Source organism: Mucilaginibacter gossypii (assembly GCF_017569325.2).
GTDB classification, from domain to species: domain Bacteria; phylum Bacteroidota; class Bacteroidia; order Sphingobacteriales; family Sphingobacteriaceae; genus Mucilaginibacter; species Mucilaginibacter gossypii.
The window spans coordinates 2,434,326-2,457,356 of the sequence record NZ_CP071878.2; the positions used below are offsets into that span (position 1 = coordinate 2,434,326).

General features: G+C 41.0%; 18 protein-coding genes. 7 read left to right on the plus strand and 11 right to left on the minus strand.

The genetic code is table 11. The annotated features are described in order from the left end of the window. Positions 1–122 precede the first annotated feature (122 nt). On the plus strand, positions 123–596 hold the full coding sequence (locus tag J3L18_RS10250) for an Lrp/AsnC family transcriptional regulator (RefSeq protein ID WP_090525447.1): 474 nt from the start codon (positions 123–125) through the stop codon (positions 594–596). Between the two features lie 10 nt (positions 597–606). Here J3L18_RS10250 and J3L18_RS10255 read toward each other — a convergent pair whose 3' ends face one another. Next, positions 607–915, minus strand: coding sequence for a hypothetical protein (locus tag J3L18_RS10255; protein ID WP_129568073.1), 309 nt, complete (start codon positions 913–915; stop codon positions 607–609). Positions 916–1,144: 229 nt separating this feature from the next. On the opposite strand from J3L18_RS10255, the gene J3L18_RS10260 reads away from it, so the two are divergent. Both J3L18_RS10260 and J3L18_RS10265 read left to right on the plus strand, forming a co-directional pair. Continuing rightward, positions 1,145–1,420, plus strand: coding sequence for an ArsR/SmtB family transcription factor (locus tag J3L18_RS10260; RefSeq protein ID WP_129568074.1), 276 nt, complete (start codon positions 1,145–1,147; stop codon positions 1,418–1,420). A gap of 78 nt (positions 1,421–1,498) precedes the next feature. Continuing rightward, the gene (locus J3L18_RS10265; protein ID WP_129568075.1) at positions 1,499–2,707 is read left to right on the plus strand and encodes an MFS transporter; all 1,209 of its coding nucleotides are present in this window, start codon (positions 1,499–1,501) and stop codon (positions 2,705–2,707) included. Between the two features lie 70 nt (positions 2,708–2,777). Here J3L18_RS10265 and J3L18_RS10270 read toward each other — a convergent pair whose 3' ends face one another. The 6 genes from J3L18_RS10270 to J3L18_RS10295 form a co-directional block, all read right to left on the minus strand. Continuing rightward, on the minus strand, positions 2,778–4,022 hold the full coding sequence (locus J3L18_RS10270; protein WP_129568076.1) for a DUF4998 domain-containing protein: 1,245 nt from the start codon (positions 4,020–4,022) through the stop codon (positions 2,778–2,780). Positions 4,023–4,056: 34 nt separating this feature from the next. Then, positions 4,057–5,262 (minus strand): DUF5000 domain-containing lipoprotein, encoded by a 1,206-nt coding sequence (locus J3L18_RS10275; RefSeq protein WP_129568077.1) that lies wholly within the window; start codon positions 5,260–5,262, stop codon positions 4,057–4,059. Positions 5,263–5,299: 37 nt separating this feature from the next. Then, a complete protein-coding gene (locus tag J3L18_RS10280) occupies positions 5,300–7,276 on the minus strand; it encodes a RagB/SusD family nutrient uptake outer membrane protein (RefSeq protein WP_091162838.1) in 1,977 nt (658 codons plus the stop codon). 19 nt (positions 7,277–7,295) lie between these two features. After that, positions 7,296–10,808, minus strand: a complete 3,513-nt coding sequence (locus J3L18_RS10285) for a TonB-dependent receptor (RefSeq protein ID WP_129568078.1) — start codon at positions 10,806–10,808, stop codon at positions 7,296–7,298. A 238-nt stretch (positions 10,809–11,046) separates the two neighbouring features. Beyond that, positions 11,047–12,192, minus strand: a complete 1,146-nt coding sequence (locus J3L18_RS10290) for a FecR family protein (protein ID WP_129568079.1) — start codon at positions 12,190–12,192, stop codon at positions 11,047–11,049. Positions 12,193–12,228: 36 nt separating this feature from the next. Further along, positions 12,229–12,759 carry an RNA polymerase sigma factor gene (locus J3L18_RS10295; RefSeq protein ID WP_091162836.1) on the minus strand — a complete coding sequence of 177 codons (531 nt, stop codon included), beginning with the start codon at positions 12,757–12,759 and terminating at the stop codon, positions 12,229–12,231. A 435-nt stretch (positions 12,760–13,194) separates the two neighbouring features. Here J3L18_RS10295 and J3L18_RS10300 point away from each other — a divergent pair, with 435 nt between their 5' ends. Continuing rightward, a complete protein-coding gene (locus J3L18_RS10300; RefSeq protein WP_129568080.1) occupies positions 13,195–13,590 on the plus strand; it encodes a hypothetical protein in 396 nt (131 codons plus the stop codon). 347 nt (positions 13,591–13,937) lie between these two features. Further along, a complete protein-coding gene (locus J3L18_RS10305) occupies positions 13,938–15,629 on the plus strand; it encodes a sensor histidine kinase (protein WP_129568081.1) in 1,692 nt (563 codons plus the stop codon). Positions 15,630–15,699: 70 nt separating this feature from the next. Here J3L18_RS10305 and J3L18_RS10310 read toward each other — a convergent pair whose 3' ends face one another. From J3L18_RS10310 to J3L18_RS10320, 3 genes are all read right to left on the minus strand, one after another. After that, positions 15,700–17,895, minus strand: coding sequence for a carbohydrate binding family 9 domain-containing protein (locus J3L18_RS10310; RefSeq protein WP_129568082.1), 2,196 nt, complete (start codon positions 17,893–17,895; stop codon positions 15,700–15,702). 359 nt (positions 17,896–18,254) lie between these two features. Continuing rightward, positions 18,255–19,319: a M20 family metallo-hydrolase gene (locus J3L18_RS10315; protein ID WP_112656903.1), complete on the minus strand. Its 1,065-nt coding sequence runs from the start codon at positions 19,317–19,319 to the stop codon at positions 18,255–18,257. Positions 19,320–19,512: 193 nt separating this feature from the next. Next, positions 19,513–20,817, minus strand: a complete 1,305-nt coding sequence (locus tag J3L18_RS10320) for an MFS transporter (RefSeq protein ID WP_129571138.1) — start codon at positions 20,815–20,817, stop codon at positions 19,513–19,515. A gap of 141 nt (positions 20,818–20,958) precedes the next feature. Between J3L18_RS10320 and J3L18_RS10325 the strand changes: the two genes are divergently transcribed. After that, the gene (locus J3L18_RS10325; protein WP_129571139.1) at positions 20,959–22,245 is read left to right on the plus strand and encodes a DUF2851 family protein; all 1,287 of its coding nucleotides are present in this window, start codon (positions 20,959–20,961) and stop codon (positions 22,243–22,245) included. A gap of 4 nt (positions 22,246–22,249) precedes the next feature. Continuing rightward, a complete protein-coding gene (locus J3L18_RS10330) occupies positions 22,250–22,471 on the plus strand; it encodes a PspC domain-containing protein (protein ID WP_022830549.1) in 222 nt (73 codons plus the stop codon). Positions 22,472–22,577: 106 nt separating this feature from the next. Here the strand turns inward: J3L18_RS10330 and J3L18_RS10335 are convergent, their stop codons facing one another. Then, the gene (locus J3L18_RS10335) at positions 22,578–22,937 is read right to left on the minus strand and encodes a DUF1493 family protein (protein ID WP_129571140.1); all 360 of its coding nucleotides are present in this window, start codon (positions 22,935–22,937) and stop codon (positions 22,578–22,580) included. Between the last annotated feature and the right edge of the window lie 94 nt (positions 22,938–23,031).

Below are 23,031 nucleotides of genomic sequence, written 5' to 3' on the forward strand. Positions count from 1 at the left end.
CACAATCTCATAATCCACACAGAACTTAAAATTTGGTTTTTAAGACTAAAAATATTCTTAAAAACAGGTTTTAAAACTTTTGACAAATATTTGAAGCTTATATTTTAGTTTTTATAACTCTTATGCTCAACCAACTCGATGAAACAGACATCCGCATACTCCAGCTTTTGCAGGAAAATGCACGGCTTACCGGCCAGGAGATAGGCCTTAAGCTTAACAAAACCACTACTCCTATCAATAACAGGATCCGTTCGCTCCAGGAGCGAGGTTATATTAAAAAATATGTTGCGGTGCTTGATCATGAAAAGCTTGAGCTGGATTTCATGACCTTTACGCATGTGCAACTGAAGGACCACAGCCAGCACAGTTTAAGTCATTTTGAAAGTGAGATCATTAAACTTCCGGAAGTACTGGAATGCTATCACCTCACCGGCGATTTTGACTTTATCCTTAAGGTAACCGTAAAAGACCGCAAAGAGTACTATGATTTTTTGATGAACCGGCTTTTCGCGGTTGTTGCCATTGGCAAGGTAGAAACCAAACTCGTAATGAAAGCTGCGAAAACAGAAACGGCTTTACCAATCGGCAAACAGTAGTTTTAGTGCATTAAAAATAGGTCTCCGTAGACGTCACAAGCGAAAGCAGCTCAAGCTTAGGTTCGACTTCTAAATCACTGGCCTCAAGTTCGTCAGCAAACTTATGGAACGAAGCCAGCCCTTGTAATACAAGGTGGGCTTCTTCATTTTCGAGTTGATCAAAATGCATGAATGTTTTACCGTCGGGCAATAGCCATGCTGTATATTTAATACCGGGATGATTTAAAGTTTTCAACTCTTCAACAATGGCAGCAATGTTCCGCTGATTGGTGGCCGCAAACTCCGCGCGTGTGGTGTATTGTACTCTTACTACTTTCATACCATAAAATTAAGATCAGCATGATTACTATTAAACAGGCAAATGTGCCAACAAACGGGTGTGTTTGTGACAAAATGAAACATCTGAGGAGCATCGCTCCCCCATAAGGCTTGCCCATATATCCTTTTATTGTCATTTATGCGCTTTAAATACATAGAAACATTTCTATATGTTAATATTATTTTACCTTTACACTATAACGTTGAATATATATAATTAACGGCAAAAAATGGACAACAAAAAAATAGAGAAAATATCCAGGGCGCTGAGCGATGCGAACCGGATAGCTATTTTACAACAGTTTAAAAAAAGGAAAGATTGCCTTTACTGTGCGGAGGTAAATGATCTGCTTGACCTTACGCAGCCTTCCGTATCACACCACCTTAAACAACTGGTTGATGCCGATTTATTACTATCACAAAAAGAAGGTCGGAACCTTAAATATGTATTGAACCAACAGGTACTTGACGACTACATTGCCTGCCTGAACGAACTGAAAAGCTAAGTACTGACATCTTCTGATTTGACTGGTTACTTCAACATAAAAACATCGAAACATTCAAATATTCAAATACATCTACTCATGAATAAATTAATCTACATTATGGCCCTTGGTGCCTTCGGCATCATAACCACGGAGTTCGGAGTTATCGGTATCCTTCCTGACCTGGTGAAAGAATTTCATATTTCCATTGATACGGCAGGTTGGCTGCTTAGTGCTTTCGCGTTAACGGTGGCGCTTGCCGGACCGTTTACCAATATGCTAACAGCACGTCTTAACCGCAAATTTGTGATGTGCCTGGTATTAGGGATATTTGTTATTTCCAACCTGTTATCGGCAATAGCGCCGAACTTCACCGTGCTTATGATTGCCCGTATATTACCGGCGTTTTTACACCCGGTGTTTTGGGCTGTATCCATGACTGCAGCTGCAAAACAAGCAGGGCCAAAAGACGCGCCAAAAGCCATCTCGATAGTAATGGCCGGACTTAGCGTTGCCACCGTGTTGGGCGTACCCTTAACCACCTATATGGCAGATCTTTTTAGTTGGAGGGCATCTTTTGTCTTATCGGCCATCATTAACTCATTAGCCTTTGGCGCATTGACGCTATTTGCACCTTCAATGCCGGTTAATGAAGAACAGCCAAGCCCCAAAAGCCAGGTAAAGCTGCTGCGGAGTGTACACTTATGGATTAAGCTACTGGCTTCAACCATTGTCCTTGCAGGCATGTTTGCCACCTATGGTTATCTTGCCGAATACCTGGATAAAGTTTCGCGTATGAGCGGGGCTCAGATTAGCATCATGTTGCTGGTATTTGGAGGAACAGGGATAGCGGGCAACTGGCTTATGGGTATAGCGCTTAGTAAAAATGTAACGCTTACAACGCGGCTGTTTTTGCTGTCTTTAGTTGCAACCCATGTATTGGCCTATATGTTTGGCGGACATTTTATTCCAATGGTTATTATTCTTTCAGTTTGGGGATTTATACACACCGGAGGATTTTTGGCGGCAAATATACAGCTTACCCATGGCATTCAGGAACCAGCGCTTGACTTTGTAAACAGCCTGCTTCCCTCCTTCTTTAACGCCGGTATTACATTGGGCACTTTACTGGGTGGTTTTGTGATTGCTCATTATGGTATCCATCAGGTAATCTGGATGACAGTACCCCTGCTTTTACTTGCATTTGGCATGAGTTTTATTACCTCAAATGCTACAAAAAAATCGATATCAGCTCAAATTGACGAAATACCAGAGGACGAACCTGTACAAGTAGCCATTTATGAATAAGCTCAATTGTAAACGATAGCTATATTAAAGTAAAAAGCCCCTGGCTAACACCAGGGACTTTTTATCACTTTTAATTTTTAAACAGTTTAATATTAAACACTGTAAAATAATTGCCCGGGTTTCCATTACCGACCAGATTACCCAGAAATCCTATGGACACCACCTGCGGTGAAGAGATTGTAAAGGTGAAGGTTTTTACGTCTCTTGAATTCGGACTGGTTGTACCTACATTTGCACCGTTATACATCTTTACAGATCCCAGCGCTGTTGAAAGGTTTGCGAGTATCGGGATGCCGTTCCCTCCGGCAGCTGCCACACAATAAACCGATGAATTTGATTGCACTTCCGAATAGGCATCAAATGACACAGTATAACTTCCTGCCGATAGCTGCGAAGAAGTAACCTGATATACGATACCGTTTACTACCGGGGTATTATTCCATGTTTCCCAGTTAATGGTACCACCGCCATCAGAACTATAGCCCCCATTGGTACCGCCATCTTTATTTTTGGCCGCCGTATTGGTTATCCAGGGCGCAGCGAGGGTTCCCCAACGGCCATCAAAGGTGTTTCTTTGAAAAGGCCCTGTGTTTAAGAGGTAAGCATTAGTTACATCGATTACCTTCTGATCTACGTAATCTGCATAAAAAGTATCAATGGCCGTTTTATTGGGTTTAAAACCTGTGCGGTAACTAAGCGTTTTTCCAGCATTAAATTTAGGCAGAGATGTGCTTAAACCAGTTGGCTGCGATACAATTACTGTATCGCGTTGTTTGTTGGCAGCGTCTGTGTATTTTAGTTCCATTGAAACCAATCCGTCATCAGCATTCACGTCAGCCCAGTTAATTAACGCTGAGCCATCTGTTTGTAATTTGACCGCGATTATACCTCTGTTGATAAGTGAACTTTGGTAAAGATTACCATATACATTGGCAGCCAACGTAACCGGAACGGAAATATGCCCCCCGTTATCAAAAGTGCGGACCTCGAAGGTCATTGTACCTTCAGGTAAATTGGGTATGAACAATTTAGCCGTGTCAACCCCTGATGTACGGGTTACCGGCGTTTCTATCGAATCTTGTTTACTATTCCAGTATACCCGGTATTTCACAATTTTAGGGTCAGATGTAAACAGACCGGTTAGCAAAACACGGTTCCTGCCAGAAAACACCTGAACGGAATCCAGTTTGCCCGGATATATTATTGCCCCATTGGGCTCATATTTCTTTTTATAATCATCCATTTTTGTACAGGCGCTCATAGTGAAAGCGGCCAGCACTAAAAGATAGCATGATGTTATTTTATATAGTTTCATAATTGTAATTAAATTGATAAATGCATCGGCCTTGTTACTTTCCAAACATGGTAAATTCACTGATACTCATAAAGTACGATCCTGTCCAGTTACGCAAGCTCCTGATCCTGATGTACCTGTAAGCACTTAATCCGGCAGGGAAATCAAAACCCCATCCGTCATGTGCATATTTGTAATCAGCAGCTGTTTCCGTACCTGAAGGGGAACCAGATGGTTTTACTATGTTACAGGTTAACAATTTTGTCCACGAAGCATCCAGCGCCCCATTCACATTTGGCGAATTTGATCCCCATATTTCAAAATCACGCAAATTACCCCGTACATAATATACGTTGCCGATCTCGATGAATGGATTGAGAATAAAGCGGCTGAATACCCTTTGTTTACCAAGATCGATTGTTACCATTTGCGGGCTTCCGGCACTTTCAACCGTGAAGAGGCAATTTGGCCAACCGCCGGTAAAGTTTCCATCAAAAATTTTAGTTACATCGGTATATGAATACAAGTTGGTTGCGTCGCCTGGCAGCTTGTAAACCGACCAATCCGATTTTGAAAACTGCTCCTCATAAAAAGGTGTAAGATTTAAAAATAAAGTGTCGGATTTATTTAAAAATCTATCTCTTACAAAGAATGCGTACTTACGCTCAATAGCCGGCTGACCTCTTACAGCAGCTTTTATTGAGATGCTGTTACTGTAAACATTATCCATACCCTTTGGCTGCACATATAAACCACTGTTAGCGGTATCAACCATTGGTACAATAACCAGGTTATCCTGGGTAAGGTTATCACAAGCAATGTTAAAACCACCGAAAGTAGCAGTTATTTTAAGTGATCGGTAAGCAAGAAGATACGGTGGCGTTAAAGGGTTTGCTGTGACACTAACAGGTGCCGAAACCTTTTCGCTTGAATTTACTGCGTAAAGCTTTATCACATGTGCCAGAGTATCGCCAAAGCCATCAACAGTTAATGTATTGGTGTAGCGTGATGCAATTACCTCGCGTGTTTTACCCGGAGAGGTTTCGTAAACTGCTTTTACGTAAAACAGATCATTATCTCCGGGTAACGTATAAGTTAAACTGGCTTTACCGTTTTCGTTTTGTACCTGCACGTTGGTAACAACTCCAGGCGGGTTGTTATTAGTTATAGTAGGTTTATTAAGTGTTTCCTGCTTACAGCCCGTTATTATTATTGCTAACAACCCGATCCAGAAAGCAGCCCGTAATTTCATTGTTTCCATGTGAATGTTTTTATTGTTAAACATATTGTCGCTATATCTACCAGTTAGGGTTTTGAACCAGGTTTTGGTTAACCAGTAAATCGCTTTCTTTTATCGGCCATAAGTAATCGCGCGGAATCACAAAATGCCGCGAAAAAATCAACCGTTCGCGATAATATAACTGAGGTGAATTTTCGCTTATTGTCCATCCTGTTACGTTTCCATTAAGTTCAACACCGGCTGTTTTCCAGCGTAAAAGGTCCCAAAACCGGTGGCCTTCAAAACAAAGTTCAAGGCTGCGTTCCCGCTGTATAATCGACCGCATTCCTTCTTTCGTAGTATATTTGGTTGGATTAATACTGTAATTAGTCCAGGCATCCTGAACCGTAGGCAGGCCGGCCCGCGCCCTTACGCGGTTTACGTAGGTATATACATCAGCTACAGGCCCCTGAGCTTCATTTAATGCCTCTGAATAAAGCAAATACAGATCAGACAAACGCATTTCGGGCCAAGGGTAATTGATATAGGTAACCGTTGCCCATTCGTAGTGCCAGTTAAGGGCTTTTTTCATATAAAAACCAGCAATTGGTATAGGTGAAGATTGGCCTACTTCAGCACCACGAGCCTTCATCCACCAGGTATCTTCATCGGTTTTAGTTGGGCTGTTGGCCATATACCAAACACCGCGGTCAAATCCCAGATCGGCATAGTAGCGCGGTTCCCTGTCAAAATTAAGCCTTGCAGTTGTTTCCCCTTCTTTGATGTTAAAACGCTCATCATGAGTACCAACTCTTAACTGGGCTACATCACTAAAATCAAGAGTTTTATCTTCGTTAATCGGCACCCCGTTTTTAGTGTAGAACATCTTAGCCATTTTTAAGGTAGGGCCAAGTAACGGGCGATTGGCTGACTTTGCTGCATCGGCATTGTTAAAATCATATTGCCCGGCGCACATCGACTGGAAGAATGAATTATAGTTGATGTTATTATTGGCAGTTAGCCCCCATATCAGTTCTTCATTCCACTTTTCGCTCATCGCGTTTCTGATACCCATTTGAGTCATAGTAGTTTGACTAAGTGGATTAGTAGGTGTAGGAAACGTATAAAGGCGTATATTTTGGGATTCGCAAAAATCAATGGCTGCTTTGCAGGCATCGGCAGCGCGCTGCCATTTTTCGACACTAAAAGTAGGGTTAAACAACTGCTCGCCATCCTTATTCTTGAATGAATTATAATCCGGGTTGCCATTAAACAACGGGCTTGCCGCCGTTACCAGCAATTTGGCTTTCATACTCAAAGCAGCCGCCTTGGTAACACGCCCCAGTTCACTTCCTTCATTCCTGATTGTTAAAGGTAGTTTTGCAGCAGCCTGATCATATAATCCGGCTATATAATTTACTACTTCATCAACCGGCCTGCGTTTTACCCGTATATCGTCGATGGACGCGTCAATGGGCAGATTTTTATCGATAATGGGTATTGGCCCATAAGCCCTGAAAAGTTGAAAATGATAAAAAGCCTTTAAAAATTGGGCTTCCGCTATCCAACGCTCACGTGTGTCAATATCCAAATCCAGCACCTTGCTTTTGTCGCTTACATTTTCAATAAAAACATTACAATCCCGTATAGCCTTATAATTCGCAGCCGCGTCCCTGGTACCATTCATATAATTGGCTATAGGGTCAGACGAGTTTTGGAATCCTCTGGGCAGTTGCAGTACGTTTGTTGACCGTATGTGATTTGCAGGGTCTTCCACCCAAACTTCATCACCGGCGGTAAGCCCAACGTTATAAGTAGGATCTGTTTCCGTTGGCAGGTATGAGTAGCAGGTAAATAAATACTTTTCGGCCTCGGTTTGTGAAACAAAGGCGTTGGCTATTGTTGATACGTTATCAGGCACAACATCCAAAAATGATTTTTTACAGGATGTTACCGGCACAATCATTATCAAGATCATTATTACCATGGAGATATTCCTCTTTGGTGTTTGACTTAATACCGATTGCTTAATTTTTTGTATAAAATTACTTTTCATATAATTAATTTGAAAGCTTTTAAAATTCTACGCGCAGGCCCACGTTAAATACTTTTTGAATCGGGTAACCCAATCCTGAGGTTCCCATTTCGGGATCCCAAAGCTTGAAGCTGCTGAAGGTTAACAGGTTTAAGCCGTTTAGATAGATACGTGCGCTATTCAAATGGATAAACTTGAGTTGACTCTTATTGAAATTGTATCCAAGTTCTGCCGACTTCAGGCGCAGGAACGAACCATTTCTTAACCACCATGTTGATGTTGGAGAATTTGGGGTTGCGCTGTTGTTGGCTTGTATGGTATTACTTAAGCGTGGCCAAAACGCGTAAGGGTTACGATTATCTTCAGACCAGTGATCATCGGCAATTGATTTTAACAAGCCGCTTTGGTTACCGGTGTTAAGACCGTTATCCTGCCTGCCGCTCACTAAATAAAAAGGAGAAATATCTGCCGAATTGATGACGAAAGAAGATCTCGCCGAGCCCTGGAAAAATGCACTGATATCGAAGTTTTTATACCCAACAGAAAAACCGAAACCGTAGATGATTTCCGGCACTTGCGGATACCCTATCGGCACTATATCTGAACTGGTTATTTTTCCATCGCCATTCATGTCGCGGTATTTAATATCGCCGGCTTTATAGTCGCCAAAGCTTTGGACGGGCGAGTTGGCTACCTCTACATTATCAATAAATAACCGCTCGGCTATAAGTCCATATATCTGGCTTAAGGAATTACCTACTTTGCTCAGGTATTGAAGGTTATTTGGGTAAACAGGTTCTTCATTTTTCAACAGCTTGCTCTTAGCATAAGTAAGCGTACCGCGCGATTGGATCCAGAAAGAGTTGTTAAAGTTTTTCTTGTAATCCATAGCAATGTCCACCCCTTTACTGGATGATTTACCTGCGTTTGAAGATATATCAGCCTGTAAACCCATAGAGGTTGGGATGGTGCTGCGTACCATTAAAATATTATCACGTTTTTGTTGGTAGGCATCAACTGTTAATGTGAAGTTTTTGGCCACAGTTAAATCCATACCGATGTTAGTTTGCCTTGATTGCTCCCAGGTGATATTTTGATTTTCATAACGATTGGTAACCACGCCCGGCCTGCTATACAGGTAGTTGGTACCAAACTGGCCATAGGCGCCATTATTTAAGTTAACATCAGACAGGTAGAAAAAACGATCTTCCGGCTTTCCTATCTGATCGTTACCCACTAAACCATAGGTAACCCTGAATTTAAGGTTATCGATAGTTGAAAGCAATGGCTCAAAAAACTTCTCGTTAGATACTACCCAACCTGCACCCACAGACGGGAAAAAACCAAAACGGTGATTACTTGCAAAACGCTCAGACCCATTGTAACCAAAGTTAAACTCAAATAGGTAGCGGTTATCATAACCATAGGTAAACCTGCCCGACACCCCTTGATTACGTGACGGCAATGATAATTGTAATGTTTTGGCATTACCTGTAAGATAGTTACGCATAGTCCCGATCAGTAACCCGCTAACAGCGTGTTTTTGGGCAAAGGTGCGGTTATAGGTTACCGCCGTTTCAATGTAAGCTATGGAATTAGAAACATTTAACGCCGGATCTTGATTATAAGTCAAATATTCGGTTGGCGTATTGCCAACGCTGCTGCCTGCCAATCCGTTATTAAGTAGCGTTAAGCCATTAAATGTTCCGTTAACTACATCCGATTGGTAATAATAAGGGCTATACTGACGCGAAACAGTGAAGTATGAATAACGCGTAGTATACGCCATTGCCCTTGCCGATAAACCCTGCGTTATAAAATCAAGCTTTTGACTTAAGCTTAATTGCGCTGTCAGTGTGCTGGTATTTGAGCTTTGGAAACCAGACAGAGATTGCGCATATGGATTCATATACAAACCGCCGCCGGGTATAATGGCATTACCGAAAAGCGGGTGGTTTACATATGGCAGCAAATTACCCGGATAAATTGCCGGAAAAGCTACAGGATTACTCCAAAGGGCATTTAAAAAAGTGTAACCGCCGCCGCCGATAGGGCCATGATAACTATCAAACTGACCTTTTAAGCTCACCACCGCCTCTGTGGTTTTAGTAAGGTTTAAAGTTGTATTTGATAAAAGAGAATATGATTGCAGCTTAATGTTGTTGCTGAAATTGTTAAGGCTGTTCTCGGCCAGGTTGCCATTATCAATATTATAGGTCATGGCCAGATAGTACTTAGCTTTTTCTGACCCGCCGCTGGCGTTCATATTAAACCGTTGGTTATTGGTTTTGGTTTTGATCAACTGCTTGATCCAATTATTACTGGGATATAACAGCGGGTCATCACCTTTTGCAGTATGATCTATTTTATTTTGAGAATAAGGCAAGATGCCCAGCGGATTACGGGTAAGTACCGCTTCATTAGCCAATGTCATGTAACTAATATTATCGGCCAGATCAATATTCTTGACGTTTGATGATGTTGAATTTTCACCCCGGATATTGAATTTTACAGCCCCTGTTTCACCACGCTTAGTGGTTACCAATATTACACCGTTTGCCCCCCTTGCGCCATATAGTGATGAGGCTGTAGCGTCCTTCAGTACCGAAAAGCCCGATATGTCATCCGGCTGAAGCCTTGCCAGATCGGTTGTGCCCATTTCAATGCCATCGATCAATATCAGCGGATCAACCTTACCAGCTCCAAACGTACCCACGCCCCTGATAAAGAACTGGGCATTATCAGCACCCGGTTCACCACTTCTTTGATAAGAGATCATCCCCGGTACAACGCCTGCCAACATGGTGGTAAGGTTACTTGACGGACCTTTGAGCTGTTTAGGGTTTATAGAGGTAATCGAACTGACAAGGCTCGCCTTTTTTTGCGTACCGTAGGCAACTACAGTAACTTCTTCAAGGCCATTTTTATCAGCGCCCATTTGCACATTTATTTTATAAACGCCGCCTGCCGATGGGGAATAATTTGCAAGATCAAATTCCTGCGATTTTGATCCCACAAATGAAAATACAATAATTGAACTTCCGCCTTCCTTTAAATTGAGAGTGTACTTTCCATCCATGTCTGACTGTGTGCCGTTCATGGTTCCCTTAACCTTAACACTTACACCTGGTAAAGTAAGCCCCTTGTCATCAGAAACAACCCCTTGTACCTTTTTGGGTACCGGAGCGGCCGAAGGCTCTTTCTTTGATGGAGGGGCAACAGGCGCGGGTTCACTCTTTTCAATAACAATGAGTTGGTCGCGCACTACATAAGTCAGGTTTTTTCCTTTTAAAAGAACGCCGAACACTTCTTTCAGTTCAGCGTTTTTAAAATCTACAGTAACCAATTCTTTGTCATTCAAAAGAGTGTTACTGTAAAAAACGGTTAGGCCCGTTTGCTTTTTGATTGATTTAAATACATCGGCCAAACTGATGTTAGCCTTTTTAAGTGTTATTGGTCCGGTACCCTGCGCTTGTACAGCGCTATACCGGGTTACCAATAAAAGAAAAATAAAGGGCAGTATAAGCCGCCGGCTGAATAGAATTCTCTCCATATTTATTGGGTTTACGATTTGGTTTTCTCTAAGACCTGTTCCTGCTAAAACGGGTGAACGGAAATAAGAAAAATTGTATTTTTTATTAAAATGAAAAACCAACATTGTTAATCAACACTATTTCAATACATTACTAATGCTATCCGTTTGACAAACAAGGGCAAATGATTCCCATGGCGCATAACGGCCAGGCATTAAATAACCAGGAAACAGGTTGTGGTTTAACCGTGGCGTTTTCTTACCTGATGTGTAAAACCCCTTCCTTTAAAAGGGCCGAAACTCCTGCAGATGCTTTAATATTTTGAATAAAAACTTCAATTGGTTTGTTTTTTTGAATAGCGCCACTAAATGCTTCATCAGCTTTCGCAGGATCGTCAAAAACTACTTTTACATCAAACCAGCGGAGCAGTACATCGCTTATATCGTGAAGTTTAGTGTTATGGAAATAATAAATATCATTCATCCAGGCCAGTTCAACGCCAGGATCAAATGGCTGAGCCCGGAACCCGGAACCCGATGTATAAACAGCCTGGTAGCCTGGTTGTAAAAGCATTTTTTGCTTATCCCCCCCGCTTGTTGATACCGAGCCTTCAACCAACGAAGTTACTGTTTCATCGGCATGGTAAGTATTTACATTAAACTCTGTACCTAAAACTTTCACATCAGTTTGGCCTGTATGAACTATAAAGGGGTGAGCAGCATTTTTTGCAACTTTAAAAAAAGCTTCGCCGGTTAAGTACACTTCCCTGGTTTTGCCTAAAAATGAAAACGGGAAGCGCAGGCTCGATACCGAATTTAACCAAACCTGTGTACCGTCTGAAAGTACTATCCGGTAGTTTAATTTTGAAGGAATAACGAGTGTGCTCCACTCCTCATTTTTACTATTATCTACCTGGTAACTTAAACCGTTAACACCTTTCTTTAAATGAGCAAACGACATATTAATCACCTTTTTGCTGGTATCAGACAGGTTGATATGCTCACCGTTTGCCAGCCGTAACTCAATGGACGGTTTTTTAAGATTTTTTTTTGCAGCAACAAGAGTATTAACCGGTATTTGCCGCCAATAATATCCGGCAGTAAAAGCGACACATAATAAAGCCGCTATAGAAAGCCATTTTATTGCGCCTGCCCATCCAGGCCTGATCGATCGTACCGGCTTTATTTCGGGCTGGATTGTATTCCAGGCTTTATTTTCATCAATATTATTAAAGAAGGTTTGAGCTTTATCTGAAGTAAGTACCTGTTGCATTTCATCCCACAGTTGTTTAATCCGGGGATCGTTTTGTATAGCCTGTTTAAGCAAATGACTGTCTTCCTCACTTATTACGCCTGCAATTTGCTCAATTATCAGTTCCTGAAAATACGCTTTATTGTATGTCATTATATATAAGACCTCATTATGGATAAAAGGGTGAACTTATTTGGCACTTTTTAACCCTTCTTTTAAAGTTTTTATCGCCAGTTTCAAATGAGTTTTCAAAGAATTTATACTAATACCCATTTCAAGGGCCGCATCTTTATACTTTTTATGCTCATAATGCACCAGGGTAAAAGCCTGCATCCGCTGTATCGACAAATCAGCCAGCACTTTTTCAGGATAAATTTCTGGTACAGGTGTTTCTTCCTCCTCTATTTCGGTAAGTGTATATTTATAATCTACCAATTTTTTTTGCGTTCGTGTTTCGCTTTCAACTTTTTTGAGGCATCTGTTACGGATTGCTGTAGTTAAATAAGCTTTTAATGACGAATTAATATTGGTGTATAATTGTCTTTCCCAAAGATCGACAAAAAAACCCTGAACGGTGTCTTCAGCTTCCATTTCATCCCGTAAAATATAAAAGGCCGATACATTAAGCAGCTTATAGTATTTTTTAAATACTGCTTCAAAGGCCTCCTTGTTCCCCAATTTTAATTGCTCAATAATATAAGCATCGTTCAAAATCTCCATGAATTGGTCTTAACTGGTTTATAACTAAATAGGTTGGGCTACTATAGAAAGCTAAATGTAAAAACTTTTATTGTCAAAACAACAATTATAAAAAAAATATTAAAAATTGTCACTTTACTCAAAAACAGGATCTGTAACAAGCCTTTTTTACTAAACGGGCCATTTAATTATAGCGGAGACATTCTTGATACATCGTAAGAAACGGGATATGCCTTGGTTTTAAAAAATGTTCAAAAGCAATCGATTTCATTCGGTAATTAATGTAATAAAAACAATTAAAAAATGAAAATAAGGCATTCCCTTTTAATTCTTTTTAACTTAGAATATCCAGTTCAGCATCAAAAATTCATCCGGCTCTTTTTTTACAAAATGAGCACAAACACTCGTTCTATTTCGCATTTCATTTAATCCGGCTTTGTTTTTAATTTTGTTTTGATGATAAACAGCTTGCAAATTAAACTTCACAAAGGGCAGCTCGATGAGTTAAAGGATGAACCTGCCAGCTTATTGAATTTTTTGAATACAATATTTGAGCCTCTTTCAGCAAACTACGAACAGCTTAAGTATGCCCTTGAACGTGAATTCAGACCTGAGGGCTCGCCGGAAGTGGTCAGCTTAAATTTTGACCGGATCAAATTTGATCAGAACACAGGCCAGGGAAGTTTCCGAATAGTATTAGATATAGATTATGCGTTCGGCTGCGAAGACCTGGTTACCCATAAAAAAAATCAAACATCAGAATGGACTTTCATCGTTGATTATAAGCTTTTAATTATAAATCCTTATAGTTCTCCATTTACAGACAGTCGCACAACGTTTGATGAATTTTAATTTCGCTATCACCAATATTGACAGGTATTAAATCTTTAACTACGTAATTGTATTTTTTTAACCGGCCGGATATTTTTCATCTCAAGCTATTTTTTCTGCCACATAACTTTTGGTTAAAATAAAAGCTTCCATTTCCATAACACCCACAACATTTAACCCAGGCGAAAATCATCTGATAAAGTATAAGTTACATGTTTAACCCTGCCTTAAAGAAACCTGACAATCAACGGTAGCAATCGCTGAATGATTCTATTATTTTTATCATTATCATTGTTCTTCAAAACCATTGGGAACGTCGGAATCGATTTTAAATTAATAAAGTCCGGCATACTGATGAAAATAAATATATGAACGTTTTATCAAGGAAAATCCTGCTTGCTTTTTTAGCATTTACAATAATTTTAGTCATCGCCGCCCTTTTCGTGAGGGACAAGATCACCGAAAGATTGGCGCATACGGCCCGGGTGTCGCACCTTATGGATCTTAACAACTCCAGGCCGCAGCAGGCGTTATTATTACTCCACGAGGCCGAAGATCTGTTTCAGTCATCGCTTGTAGATGCCAGTACCGCTAAAGCTCAGGCCTATCAGGATAAACTTTCAATGGCTTTTGCCGAAATTGACACGCTGCTTAATATGCAGCATGATACAACCATGCTTAACACAGCACAACGTGCGCAGCTCCACACATGGCACACTCAAAAAGTAAAGTTATCCGCCGAACTCTTCTCCGCCCGGCGCGACTTTGATTCCCTGTTAACCACTTATTCAGACCTCAATACGGCAACAGCTCAAAATAGGTTAGCAGTTAAAAGCAGCCGAACGGTGCAAAGCAGCAGCGACACTTTAACTCAACCAGGAAACGTAAAAAAGAAAGGTTTTTTTGCAAGGATCAAAGAGGCTATAAAAAATAAAAATGCCTATGCAACCGGCACCGGTAATGTTGTCATTAATCATCAAACACGCGTTTACATAGATTCGGTTACTCAAAAGCTCCGAACTAAAGATAAATACGCCTATCTCAACAAACTCAAACAGCTAGAACAGAGCAACTTAAAATTACAGGAAACACAACGGCAGCTCATTATGCTTAATATGCGTATTACTCATAAAATGGAGCAACTAATTGCGGCTATTAAAGATATCAACTACAGCATGACCGACGCCTTTAAGGGTTTGGCTTTTAATAGCTATCTTGAAACAACAAGCTTACTGAATAAACTTTACCTGATTACGCTATTGCTGCTTTTGGCTTTCGCCATATTGCTGATCGTGTTTGTTATTAAACTGGGAAAATCTGAAGAACTTTTACTTAAGGAGAACGAGCGCGCAGTAATGATAGCCCGGCAAAAAATGGACTTGCTGCTGCATATGAGCCATGAAATCCGTAATCCGCTTACATCAATAAATGGTTTTCTATACATTTTCAGCAGAACGACACTCACGCCCAAACAGGCGGAAATGTTGGGTACTGTGAGAGCATCATCCGACCTGTTGTTACAAACACTTAACGATACACTTGATGCTGCCAAAATGGAAAGCAGTGAACTAAAAATCCATCAAGACCCCTTTTGCCCTGATAAAACATTGAAAGAGGTTATCGAAAGTATGGCATTCAGCGCCGATAAAAAACAACTGGGGTTAAACTATCATTTTGAAGGCGACCCTGACGCTGAAGTTTTGGGCGACAGCTTCAGGCTTAAACAGATCATGGTGAACCTCATTAGTAATGCCATTAAATATACAGATACCGGCAGCATAAAGATCATTGCAACCCTTAAATTTGCGGAAAGTAAAGGCGAATTAACAATTGATATTACTGATACAGGGGCAGGTATCAGCCAGGAGCAGCAGGTTAACCTGTTCTCCAAGTATTATCAAACCAATTCGGCCAAAGGCAATACTGGTACCGGGCTCGGTTTGTATATCTGCAAGCAGTTGCTCGAGTTGCAAAAAGGAAAAATCAGTGTGAAAAGTGATGCAGGTAAAGGAAGCACTTTTAGCTTTGAGATCCCTTACGAAAAGTATGAAATAGACTAACTGCCGACGTTTTACTTAAAATTTGATGCAAATACCCAGAATCTTAAAAAGCTGTTCATTCTCCAGCTAATTATAAGTTACACCAGTACGTCCATTTTAACGTTAACTGTCTGTTTTTTACTGTATACGGTGATGGCGTGGTATTATCGCCATAAACAATAAACAGGTCGGAAGCAGGTTTATAGCGCCATTGCAGGCGGGTATTAATGTTGATATTATCCACCTGCTCATTATATTGTATATAGGTGGTAAAATACAAGCTATTGGTGAAGGTAACATCAATTTTTGGCCCTACCAGCCAGAACGTATTATGGCCAAATGGCTGCGGCAACCTTAAATCATTGAAGGAGGTATTGATAGCAATATTTACATAGGGCTGAAAACGATAGCCTATTAAACTTGTAACGCTATTACGAACGCCTTTATCATAATACCCACCGTGCGATACTTCCAGCAAATAGGTAAACACATTTTGCGGCTTCGATACAAACTGCACATCAATAGTGTTCCAGTTATGCTCAGAGCCGGTAGGTAATAAACCTTTACCTATATTGGTTGGATCATAAGGCCTCAGAAGGCGCACATAATCATTTATACCAGACACCGACAATGTTGCCCGGTTACGGAATGTGATCAAATATGACAGGATACTTTCATTATCAGTACGGTGAAACGACTCATCGAAAAAGTAATTGGAGGTAAGCTGGATGCCATGGCTCAGAATATTGCCCTGCTTAGGAAAAAAGTTACGGAGTAACAGCGGACTCAGCTTCACATAACCAACACGGGGAACATACCCCACTTCGGCATTGTAGTTTTCACCTACGTACTCCTCCTGCATATAAAGCGTCCAGTATTTGCTCAGGTATTGAAAATGATCGGATAACACGTAATCATGCCCGCTTACACCTGGTGTAAATGATTTAAGAGCGAGTACTTTGCCTGTCCAGATATTGCTGCGTGAGGCAAGGTTAAACTCGGCGCCTATGTTACGGTTATAAGCAGTTGATCCGGTATTGGTGCCGGGAATATTGGCAGTAGCGTCCTTATTTACAAATAGGAAAGCGACGTTTGAGCGATCAAGGATCCGTCTTTGCAGGGTAATAATGCCATAGTTTTCAGGAGCCTGACGGGCGCTGCCCGAGCCGCCTGTTTGAATATCCATAGCGCCTATACGCCAATCCTTATCTAATTTACCTGTCAATCTTGCTCCAAAATCAATCGGTACGTTGAGGCCTATCCGCCTTGAAAAAAAAGGGCGAATATCAGAGTAACCAAAGTTGGCAAACAGGTCGCCATTTTCTAAAAAAAACTGCCGTTTTTCAGGAAAGAAAAGTTCGTACCTGTTGAGGTTGATTACCTGTTGATCAACATCAACCTGCGAAAAATCGGGATTGACTGTTAAATCGAGGTTAAGGGATGGTGTGACGGAGATCTTGGCGTCCCCTCCTATTTCAGGTTTATATTCGGTTTTGGTATTATGCTGATAATCTTTAGATAAACCCGTAAGCGCGTATGGGATTATAGATACGTTACTGCTGGCTGTTGGGGGCGCTTCGTCCCAAACAAGTGTGCCGGTATAAGCCAATGAAGCTGTAGGAAATTGCCGTGGGATGGGTGTCCAGCTTGATTTTTCGGCAGTCTTGAGATCATTACGGCTAAAGTTGATTCCCCATTCCTTTATACCTTTTTTGTAACGGATACTCTTAAATGGGATGGATGCTTCCCAAACCCATTTATCAGGATAATTTTTTACTGCCGAATACCAGCGGTTATCCCAGCTCAGGTCAACCTTGCCGCCTTCATACATGCTGCCGTCCCACTGCCCTCCCGCCGCGTTGGCGCCAAAACTAAAGCCATCGGTGCGGGCATCAAATGGGTCCATGAAAATCAGGAAGTTATCATTTTTTACAAAACTGAAATCACGTTTTAACGATTCAACCATATAAGGCCCCGGGACCGAATTATAATTGATAGCCATGATGTACAGGTTTTTATCATCGTAGGTCATCCGTACCTCGGTTTTAACAGTAGCCTTGCTGGTATCCATCGGCAGTACCATAAAAAAATCACCCGCCGAATCGGCCTGCATCCAGGCTTGCTCATTCATCACCCCGTCTATATTAATAGCCGAAGCAGCCCTGCGGATATGGTACTTATACCCCGCGTTCTTTTTTTGAGCCGATGCATAAAAGCAGGTTATACAGCATAAGATGATGAGCAAGAATGTTTTTGCCGAAAGCTGGCAATAGCGTTTTAAGGGCATTAAGATAAGGGTATATAAACTTATTGGTTCACGAATTTTAAAACTACATTTTTTTAGTAAAAGTAAATGCCTTGTATCATATAATTTACCGCTTGGTTTCTCTATGTAATTGGCTATATACCTACTAATCAGTAAAATATGCTCAACTCGGGTAAATTAAGTTTATTCTTATAATGAAACAGCCAGCTTAACCGATCTGTTAAGCTGGCTGTTTCATTATAAGCCGTCATCGTTAGTTTTGGAATCCTGCGGACTTTGAAAGGCAATGACAAAGCCAGAGAAGAAAGACTTACGAAGTTTGAAAAGTTCTTAAGTCTGGATTCTACAACGTGTCATGGCAAATTTTTATTTTGACAATGTTAATTAATACTTTCCAGCATCTTAATATACAACTCAATGCCTTCTCTGATCTCATCTACATAAACAAACTCATCGGCAGTATGTGAACGTGCGGAATCGCCGGGACCAACTTTTATGGAAGGGATATCCAGCAATGATTGATCGGATGTTGTTGGTGAGCCATAGGTGGTACGGCCAAGAGCTATGCCAGCCTGAACTATGGGATGTTCTTTAGGGATAGATGATGGTTTTAACCTGATAGAGCGCGGTTTTACATCGCTGGCAACATGCTCACGAATAATCTCCAGCACTTCCTCATTGCGGTAAGCATCAGTAACTCGCACATCAACGGTATAAACGCAGCTGGCTGGCACAACGTTGTGTTGTGAGCCAGCATTAATAATGGTAACCGACATTTTTATCGGCCCAAAAACTTCTGATTCTTTCGGAAACTTAAAAGTACGGAACCATTCAATATCTGTTAATGCTTTGTAGATAGCGTTCTCCCCTTCTTCGCGGGCGGCATGGCCGGCACGGCCATGAGCAGTGCAATCTAACACCATTAAACCCCGTTCGGCAATTGCCAACTGCATCAGGGTTGGCTCACCTACTATACCAAAAGATAGTTGCCCCAAATCGGGAATGATCAGCTCCAGGCCGTTCACGCCTGAAATTTCTTCTTCGGCGGTAGTCGCCAGGCAGAAATTATATTTCAGGTTCTCCTTATCATAAAAATAAAGAAATACCGCTATAAGTGAAACCAGGCAGCCCCCTGCATCATTACTGCCAAGGCCATATAATTTACCATCTTCAATTTTGGCATCGTAAGGGTCGCGTGTATAGCCCGAATTGGGCTTTACAGTATCATGATGTGAGTTAAGGAGGATAGTTTCTTTAGCCGGGTCGAAGTGTTTATTCCAGGCCCAGATATTGTTAAGCTTACGATGAGTGGTTACCCCATGCGACTGCAGAAATTCGTTGATCAGATCGGCTGTGCGATCTTCTTCTTTACTAAACGACGGGATGGATATTAGTTGTTGCAGTAATGTTACCGCCAGTTGAAATAAATTGCTTGTGTCAGTCATAAATTTAAGGGTTATCCCTTGTGATGAACGGGCAAAATTAATACTTTTTATTGATCAGAATTTTCAGAATTCGAGAATTCGCAGAATTGACATCAGAAATATCAGCCCCATTGATCTATAATTAACCATTAAATAACAATTAATTAACGCACCCATTCAGTTAATTCTAAAATTCTGTAAATTCTGATTCAAACTACTCATCTTCCATTTTTGAATGTTTGCGGGTATCATTCATGGTGATATATAAAACCAATGATAGCGCGATACAAACAGTTACATACCAATAAAACCATTGCGCATGATGTTCATTTTTGAACCACAGGGCAATATATTCGGCAGTGCCGCCAAACAGGGATACGGCTATTGCATAAGGGAAACCTACGCCCAGGGCGCGCACATTGGCCGGAAAAAGTTCGGCCTTAACAACAGCATTGATTGAGGTATAACCGCTTACAATGACCAGCGCGCAAAGGATCAGCGCGAATGCAACCCATACATCTTTAGTATGGCTTAGCAATGTCATGATAGGAATTGTACAAAGCGTACCCAATATGCCGAAACCAATTAGTAATGGTTTCCGGCCAACTTTATCCGACAGTAAGCCAAATAAAGGTTGTATCACCATAAATACAGCTAATGTTAAGGTTGAGATGAGCGTAGCGGCACTCTTACTAAAGCCGGATGTATTAACCAAAAACTTTTGCATATAAGTAGTAAAGGTGTAAAACGCCAGCGTACCGCCAATGGTTAATCCAATTACCGTAAAAACAGCTTTAGGATGCTTTGTTAAAGCTTTTATAGTGCCATTCAAGGCATCAGCTTTTTTACTTTCTTTATCAAACGATGCTGATTCCTGTAAGCTTCGCCTTAAATACATAGTAGTGACAGCCAGTATTGCCCCGATTCCAAACGGAATGCGCCAGCCCCAGTCATGTAATTGTTTTTCAGATAAAAACGCTCTTTGCAGCAAAACCAAAACACCCAACGCAAGTAATTGTCCCATAATGAGCGTTACATATTGAAAGCTTGAGTAAAAACCACGGTTTTTTTTTGTAGCCATCTCACTCAGGTAAGTGGCGCTGGTACCATACTCCCCTCCTACACTCAGGCCCTGGATAATGCGGGCCAACACCAGCAATATAGGTGCAGCAACTCCAATGGATTTGTAGCCCGGAGTTATGGCAATAATCAAGGAACCAACGCTCATGAGCAATACAGAAAATGTAAGCGCTGTTTTACGGCCGCGTTTATCCGCAAAGGTCCCCATTGCCCAACCGCCTATAGGGCGCATTAAAAAGCCGATGGCAAAAATACCTGCTGTGTTTAAAAGCTGTACGGTTTGGTTGTCTGAAGGAAAAAAAGCATCTGAAAAATAAAGGGAAAAGGCGGTGTAAGCATACCAGTCATACCATTCAACCAAATTTCCCAGCGATCCGCCTATGATGGACTTGACGCGTCCGCCCGTGGTTTGGGGTATTGGTGATTTTATTTCATTCATAGGTTTGGCAGATATTGTTGGTTTCCGTAATATTAGGGATTTTAAAATAGAGGCGCAATACCAATATAATAACCGGCATATTTGCTTTAATAAAACTTATTCACACAATAACGCTATCAACCATTCAGCCAAACCACAACCATGCTTTTCACCGAAGATTTTTTGCATTACATCTGGAAATTCAGGCTTTTTGAGCGCGAAAACCTTCAAACTGTAGATGGAGAGGAACTGGAAATCTTTTCGGCCGGGCTGCACAATTCAGATTCAGGTCCAGATTTTCATAATGCGAGGATCCGCATTGGCGAAACTGTTTGGGCAGGTAATGTAGAAGTGCACCTTTCCGCGTCCGACTGGCAAAAGCATGGCCATACTAATGATGGCGCTTATGATAATGTGATATTACATGTAGTTTATCGTAACGATGCGCAGTTGTTTTTACCAAATGGGCGCAAAGTTCCAACGCTTGAACTGCAAAGCCGTATTAGTGAAGCGCTTTACAACAAATATCATAAACTGGTTTTCGGTAACCAAAGCTTTATACCCTGCGAAAACGGCATCGCCACGGTAGATGGCCTCACCATGCAAAACTGGCTTACCCGCGTACTGGTTGAACGAATGGAAAAACGATCGGCTAATGTGGTGGCAGCTCTGGCACTTAACAAAGGCGATTGGGAGGAAACTTTTTACCAGTTTTTAGCGGCAAACTTTGGTTTTAAAGTAAACGCCCTACCGTTTGAGCTGATGGCTAAATCGCTGCCTCAGCTTATCCTCGCCAAAAACAAAAACAGCCCGATGCAAATTGAAGCTTTGATATTTGGGCAGGCAGGCTTTTTAGAGGGTGAATTTAAAGATGATTATCCCCTGAAACTCCAAAAGGAGTATGAATATCTGCGTAAAAAATACAATCTTAAACCTATAGAAAGCCACCTGTGGAAGTTTATGCGGTTAAGGCCTCAAAACTTTCCAACCATCAGGCTGGCGCAATTTTCCGCACTTATCGTACAGTCAAACCACCTGTTATCTAAAATATTAGAAATTAAAGAGGTAAAAGCACTGCGTAGTTTATTTACAGAGATCAAAGTAAACGATTACTGGGAGGATCATTACCGGTTTGATGTACAATCCAAGCCATCATCAAAAAATATGGGCGATGGTTCTGTTGATATTTTGCTGCTCAATACAATGGCTTTGTTCCTGTTCAGTTACGGCAAGCAGCATCAGCAGCAATATTATATTAGCCGTAGTCTTAAATTGTTAGAAAATTTACCAGCCGAAAAAAACAATATTATTGCTGATTTTGTTAACTTAGGAGTGAAAATTGAAACCTCGTTTGAATCACAGGCATTGCTTGAGTTAAAAAATAATTACTGCAATTATAAGAAATGCCTGCAATGCGGCGTTGGTAATAAGATACTAAAACTGGCCTGACACCATGCTACAACGGATACTTACTTTTTTTGAACGGTACTCTTTTGGTGTATGCACCTACCTTGGCGAACGCTTTAATATCTCGATCTCCAAGATCAGGCTTTTCTTTATCTACTCCTCATTCCTGGCGGTAGGCTTCCCGCTTATATTTTATTTTTTTGCAGGTATTGTGTTGGATATCCGCAACTTTATTAAACGCAAGCATACCGGGGTTACTGATCTTTAACAGCTGATCATTTCAGATTGCGTTGATTTCGCTGATTTTTATTGGGAGATTTCACCGATTATTTCCTGATTTCACCGATTTTGATTAGTAAAAGCACATCTTCTCATTAAACCAATTTGCCAGTTTTTACGGCATCTTGTAAGTTGCGCACCTTAAATTTGGGAGTGTAGCAGTATTGAGCCAGCTGTTTAACCCATGTGGTGTTGTAGCCAAACATCAATTTTATCATTTTTACCCGCGTTGAGCCTTTGGGATAGCCATATTTATACCAACTGAATTTAGATGGATCTATATTGAACTGTTCGGTAAAATCGGCAAGAAAAAGGTCTATCTCAATGTCAAAAATATCCAGATCAAGATCAATACTGGTATCGAGGTTCAGGCTACGCGGATCAACCTTATGGATCTTATACCTGTTGCAATAATCAACTATAAATTCTTTTAAGGGTGGCAGTATCTCTTCCATTTAAACGAATGTTAATTTGACCATTTAAGTTATGAGACGTAGCTTTTTAAATAAGGTTGCATACAAATTTACTTTATTTTTAAATCGTTTAAAT

Excerpts from the sequence above, each read along its gene's own strand:
- J3L18_RS10310 (WP_129568082.1), bottom strand. The coding sequence starts at position 17,895 with ATGCCCTTAAAACGCTATTGCCAGCTTTCGGCAAAAACATTCTTGCTC.
- J3L18_RS10275 (WP_129568077.1), bottom strand. The coding sequence starts at position 5,262 with ATGGAAACAATGAAATTACGGGCTGCTTTCTGGATCGGGTTGTTAGCA.
- J3L18_RS10290 (WP_129568079.1), bottom strand. The coding sequence starts at position 12,192 with ATGACATACAATAAAGCGTATTTTCAGGAACTGATAATTGAGCAAATT.
- J3L18_RS10250 (WP_090525447.1), top strand. The coding sequence starts at position 123 with ATGCTCAACCAACTCGATGAAACAGACATCCGCATACTCCAGCTTTTG.
- J3L18_RS10335 (WP_129571140.1), bottom strand. The coding sequence starts at position 22,937 with ATGGAAGAGATACTGCCACCCTTAAAAGAATTTATAGTTGATTATTGC.
- J3L18_RS10285 (WP_129568078.1), bottom strand. The coding sequence starts at position 10,808 with ATGGAGAGAATTCTATTCAGCCGGCGGCTTATACTGCCCTTTATTTTT.
- J3L18_RS10300 (WP_129568080.1), top strand. The coding sequence starts at position 13,195 with ATGATAAACAGCTTGCAAATTAAACTTCACAAAGGGCAGCTCGATGAG.
- J3L18_RS10255 (WP_129568073.1), bottom strand. The coding sequence starts at position 915 with ATGAAAGTAGTAAGAGTACAATACACCACACGCGCGGAGTTTGCGGCC.
- J3L18_RS10265 (WP_129568075.1), top strand. The coding sequence starts at position 1,499 with ATGAATAAATTAATCTACATTATGGCCCTTGGTGCCTTCGGCATCATA.
- J3L18_RS10280 (WP_091162838.1), bottom strand. The coding sequence starts at position 7,276 with ATGAAAAGTAATTTTATACAAAAAATTAAGCAATCGGTATTAAGTCAA.
- J3L18_RS10270 (WP_129568076.1), bottom strand. The coding sequence starts at position 4,022 with ATGAAACTATATAAAATAACATCATGCTATCTTTTAGTGCTGGCCGCT.
- J3L18_RS10260 (WP_129568074.1), top strand. The coding sequence starts at position 1,145 with ATGGACAACAAAAAAATAGAGAAAATATCCAGGGCGCTGAGCGATGCG.
- J3L18_RS10330 (WP_022830549.1), top strand. The coding sequence starts at position 22,250 with ATGCTACAACGGATACTTACTTTTTTTGAACGGTACTCTTTTGGTGTA.
- J3L18_RS10295 (WP_091162836.1), bottom strand. The coding sequence starts at position 12,759 with ATGGAGATTTTGAACGATGCTTATATTATTGAGCAATTAAAATTGGGG.
- J3L18_RS10315 (WP_112656903.1), bottom strand. The coding sequence starts at position 19,319 with ATGACTGACACAAGCAATTTATTTCAACTGGCGGTAACATTACTGCAA.
- J3L18_RS10305 (WP_129568081.1), top strand. The coding sequence starts at position 13,938 with ATGAACGTTTTATCAAGGAAAATCCTGCTTGCTTTTTTAGCATTTACA.
- J3L18_RS10325 (WP_129571139.1), top strand. The coding sequence starts at position 20,959 with ATGCTTTTCACCGAAGATTTTTTGCATTACATCTGGAAATTCAGGCTT.
- J3L18_RS10320 (WP_129571138.1), bottom strand. The coding sequence starts at position 20,817 with ATGAATGAAATAAAATCACCAATACCCCAAACCACGGGCGGACGCGTC.